Annotated in this window: 5 protein-coding genes and 1 pseudogene; 3 read left to right on the plus strand and 3 right to left on the minus strand. The window is 57.0% G+C overall.

What is annotated here, in order from left to right:
* Positions 1-445 (plus strand): annotated as a pseudogene (gene purH, locus V7680_RS15240) (bifunctional phosphoribosylaminoimidazolecarboxamide formyltransferase/IMP cyclohydrolase); the annotation flags it as partial.
* Between the two features lie 96 nt (positions 446-541).
* Here the strand turns inward: purH and V7680_RS15245 are convergent.
* Both V7680_RS15245 and V7680_RS15250 read right to left on the minus strand, forming a co-directional pair.
* Positions 542-967: a hypothetical protein gene (locus V7680_RS15245; protein ID WP_335654108.1), complete on the minus strand. Its 426-nt coding sequence runs from the start codon at positions 965-967 to the stop codon at positions 542-544.
* Positions 968-1,122: 155 nt separating this feature from the next.
* Complete coding sequence (locus tag V7680_RS15250; RefSeq protein WP_335654109.1) at positions 1,123-1,887, minus strand: NRDE family protein; 765 nt, start codon at positions 1,885-1,887, stop codon at positions 1,123-1,125.
* 181 nt (positions 1,888-2,068) lie between these two features.
* Between V7680_RS15250 and V7680_RS15255 the strand changes: the two genes are divergently transcribed.
* Together V7680_RS15255 and V7680_RS15260 are read left to right on the plus strand one after the other, a co-directional pair.
* A complete protein-coding gene (locus V7680_RS15255; RefSeq protein ID WP_335654110.1) occupies positions 2,069-2,428 on the plus strand; it encodes a DUF6481 family protein in 360 nt (119 codons plus the stop codon).
* A gap of 37 nt (positions 2,429-2,465) precedes the next feature.
* A complete protein-coding gene (locus V7680_RS15260) occupies positions 2,466-2,756 on the plus strand; it encodes a DUF167 domain-containing protein (RefSeq protein ID WP_335654111.1) in 291 nt (96 codons plus the stop codon).
* Positions 2,757-2,821: 65 nt separating this feature from the next.
* Here V7680_RS15260 and V7680_RS15265 read toward each other — a convergent pair whose 3' ends face one another.
* The gene (locus tag V7680_RS15265) at positions 2,822-3,229 is read right to left on the minus strand and encodes a DUF3035 domain-containing protein (protein WP_335654112.1); all 408 of its coding nucleotides are present in this window, start codon (positions 3,227-3,229) and stop codon (positions 2,822-2,824) included.
* Between the last annotated feature and the right edge of the window lie 71 nt (positions 3,230-3,300).

A 3,300-nucleotide genomic window follows, 5' to 3' on the forward strand; every position in this document is an offset into this window, starting at 1 on the left:
GTCCCGCGACAATGGTCAGATTGATCAAGCTGACCTGAAATGCGTCACCAAGCGCCAGCCGAGCGAGCAGGAAATGGCCGATTGCCTGTTCGCCTGGACGGTTGCCAAACATGTCAAATCCAATGCTATTGTCTACGCCAAGGGCGGCGCTACTGCCGGGGTCGGCGCAGGCCAGATGAACCGCCTCGAATCCGCGCGGATCGCAGCTTGGAAAGCCAAGGATGCAGCGGAAAAAGCCGGATGGAGCGAGGCCCGTACCATCGGTTCAGCAGTTGCATCCGATGCCTTCTTCCCGTTCGCCGATGGCCTGTTGGCTGCGGTTGAAGCGGGCGCGACAGCGGTCATTCAACCAGGCGGATCGATCCGTGATGATGAAGTGATCGCAGCGGCGGATGAAGCCGGCCTCGCAATGCTGTTCACCGGTATGCGCCATTTCCGGCACTAGATTTTATCGAGAGTGAATCCCGGTCCATGTCCGCTTGCGGTATGGGCCGGTCATATGCTTGGCGAGTTTGATCCAGACTCGCTGCCTGATCTCGTTTTAATTCCCGGAATATCGGTTGGTGACACCGGGCCGTCTGGTTGAGGTATCCGTCTTGAACCCGGTCCAGACATGGCCGTTATTGGCCTTTTGAACGAAATGTTGCTGTTTGTTCTCATCGGTGAAGTTGAACAGGTCCACATTCAGGGGCTCGGCAAATAATATGCCGAAATTCTGGCCTTCGGTCCAGCGAACTTCGCCGGAAATGCGGCCATATCCCTTTTTGATGACCGTAATCAGCTCAAATGGCCGGACAAAACCCTCGGTACGGCCACCCATTCCCTGCTCGGATACATTGGTCACAATTGCGGAAAATCGGGGTCCGTTCTCCCGTTCGATGTCGACACGGATCAATTTGCGCGCCCGCAACTCCCGTTCGGTGGCGGGACCCGATCCCGAAAATTTATCAGCGTCACAATCTCTCATGTTCTATTTGACGGCAAAATTCGGTAAAATTAATAGATTAACCAAGTCTGCTCCGATTTTTGACCGGAAGGTTGCTCGCGGTGATCGGGATCAGGAAACGGCGTTGTTGGCTGCCCTTTGAGCGAATCCGTGCGCGCAATGTCAGTGACGCATCATCACGGCGTTGGCCACGCAAAGGGCAGGCTGGTTTCGCCGGTCGCCGAACCCGATGCCGCAAACCGGCGTTCGATGAAGACACCATTTCCGCTGTGATCAATCGCAACGACCGTACTGCACCGGGTTCCGTAGGTCGGGTTGCGGATAAAAATGGGAGAATGTTCGGGTCGCAGGCTAGTAGCTGAGGAGGGCCCCCAAAGCCCCGCGGGTTCATGACTATTCTGGTCGAGTAGATATTCGAATAACATCGCCGGGTCATCCGATCCATTTGCCATCCACCGTTCCAGCCGGCTGTTGAGTTCCGGCGACTTGGCCCACGGCTGCTGGATCATCCCGTTCGACAATCCGTGAACCCCTCCGGGGAGGATGCTCGTGCTCTTGTCGGGCCGGTTGCTGTGAACCAGCGCCTCGTCCTGCGCGACCGTAATCAGGTTGAAAGGATTGAAATCGGAATATTCCGCCGAGCCAATGTCGGCATATCGGCCGTCTCCCGATAGAAAATCCTTCAGCAAATCCCCGCGCGACGCGCGTTCCGGCACCGGCGGACCAAAGCCGTATAAATTGGTAACAACGGCGAAGCGGCCCTCTTCGGATATGCCGAGCCACGTTCCCCCTGCCAGCGTGTCTCTGCCGGCCAGCAAATGTTCCGCCTGTTCCCAGCGGTGAGCGGGCTCTGCCGGCCGCGCGTGCAGTTCATCGCGATTGCCGATGGCAACGAGCTGCCATCGAGGATGGGCTTTCCAGGCAAATGCAACGATACACACGGGCTGAGTGATAACCGATTATATCGAAACTGCGACCAAAATCTCGGTCGCAAGGCCCTATAATCTGCCAAAGTTGCTTAAACATTGCCCGGCTGCTCTAATGTCTGTACGGCTTGCAACGCCTTTCGACCACTAACCGATGTTTTTACCGCATCGGTCAATCAGGGAAATATGAACTCGTATGCCGCCATTTTCAGAACCGACCTTCCAAGAACGCACGCAAATGGCCGCCAAAGCCAAGCAGGCCGCACTCAAGCAATTGAAGGCACAGCCTACCGTCAGCGATGAAGTGCTTGCCGAACGCAAAGCAGCCCGGCTGGCCCGTGACGAGAAAAAGGCGCTCGCTCGTGAAGCGAAACGCGCCGCGTTCGAGCTGGTGAAGGCAGAACGCAAGGCAGCGAAAGAACAAGCCGCAGCGGAAAAGGCAGCAATAGATGCTGCTGCAGCAGAAGCAGCAGCGCCACCACCACCGCTTACCGAAGCCGAGAAAAAGGCTGCCCGCGACTTGCGCTACGCCCAGCGGAAAAAACGCCGGAAATAAAGCACGGCTTGTGCGCCGCGTCTGTCCGCAGAGTTAAATGGCAAAGAAGAATCATTTTCCGGCAACCAGCGATATTCTATCGCTCGTCATTGACGGAGAGCTGATCGTGAAGGTCATGCCCAATGCGGGCGACAACAGCATCACCATGCCTGCAGAGGACGGACCTTCGGATATATTATCCGTCCGCGTAACCGCGACGCCGGAGAACGGAAAGGCCAATGCGGTCGTTCTGAAACTGCTGGCCAAAGCGCTCGGGCTGCCCAAGACATCGCTAGCGATAATTCGGGGCAGCAATAGCCGAACCAAGACCATTGCCATTCCGCAATAATTTCGGCGTTTCGGTGTTTACCGGCAATTTTTTGCTGTCAGACCAATCGCGCCCGACCGGAATATTTATTCCGGTGTCGCTGCCTGTGCGTTCTGTCCGTCACCTTCTGGGGCGGCGATGATGTCGCGGGTGACGCTGCCCTTGTCGACGGTGAAGGTTTCCGGATCACCGACAGAGGAACGAATGCCTGCGTCCGAACTACCCGCCTGGCCGACAATTGCCGATTCGGTGATGCTGCGCGATTGCGGGCCGCCGAACAAAGCTTCCAGTGTCTGCTGCTGTACACCACCGGTTTGTGGACGAGGTTGACCCGGTTTTGGCGGGGTCAGCGTGAAATCGGGCGGGATCACCAGCGGAGGCTGGCGCGAAACCGCGAATTCATCGGGCCGGTCACGGTCAAACAGCCCGCTGGAGCCGCAGGCGGTCAAGCTGGCCAGCGAAACAAGGCTGATGGCGACGGTCGATTTACGCATGTTATTGTCCCTCAAAAATCTCTTACGGAGCCTGATAGCGCGCTCCTGTCACAGGTCAACTTTCGTCAAGC

The organism is Parasphingorhabdus sp. (genome assembly GCF_036963705.1).
Taxonomy (GTDB): Bacteria; Pseudomonadota; Alphaproteobacteria; order Sphingomonadales; family Sphingomonadaceae; genus Parasphingorhabdus.

Bases quoted from the DNA above. Each gene is read 5' to 3' on its own strand.
- V7680_RS15245 (WP_335654108.1), bottom strand. From the start codon at position 967: ATGAGAGATTGTGACGCTGATAAATTTTCGGGATCGGGTCCCGCCACC.
- V7680_RS15255 (WP_335654110.1), top strand. From the start codon at position 2,069: ATGCCGCCATTTTCAGAACCGACCTTCCAAGAACGCACGCAAATGGCC.
- V7680_RS15260 (WP_335654111.1), top strand. From the start codon at position 2,466: ATGGCAAAGAAGAATCATTTTCCGGCAACCAGCGATATTCTATCGCTC.
- V7680_RS15265 (WP_335654112.1), bottom strand. From the start codon at position 3,229: ATGCGTAAATCGACCGTCGCCATCAGCCTTGTTTCGCTGGCCAGCTTG.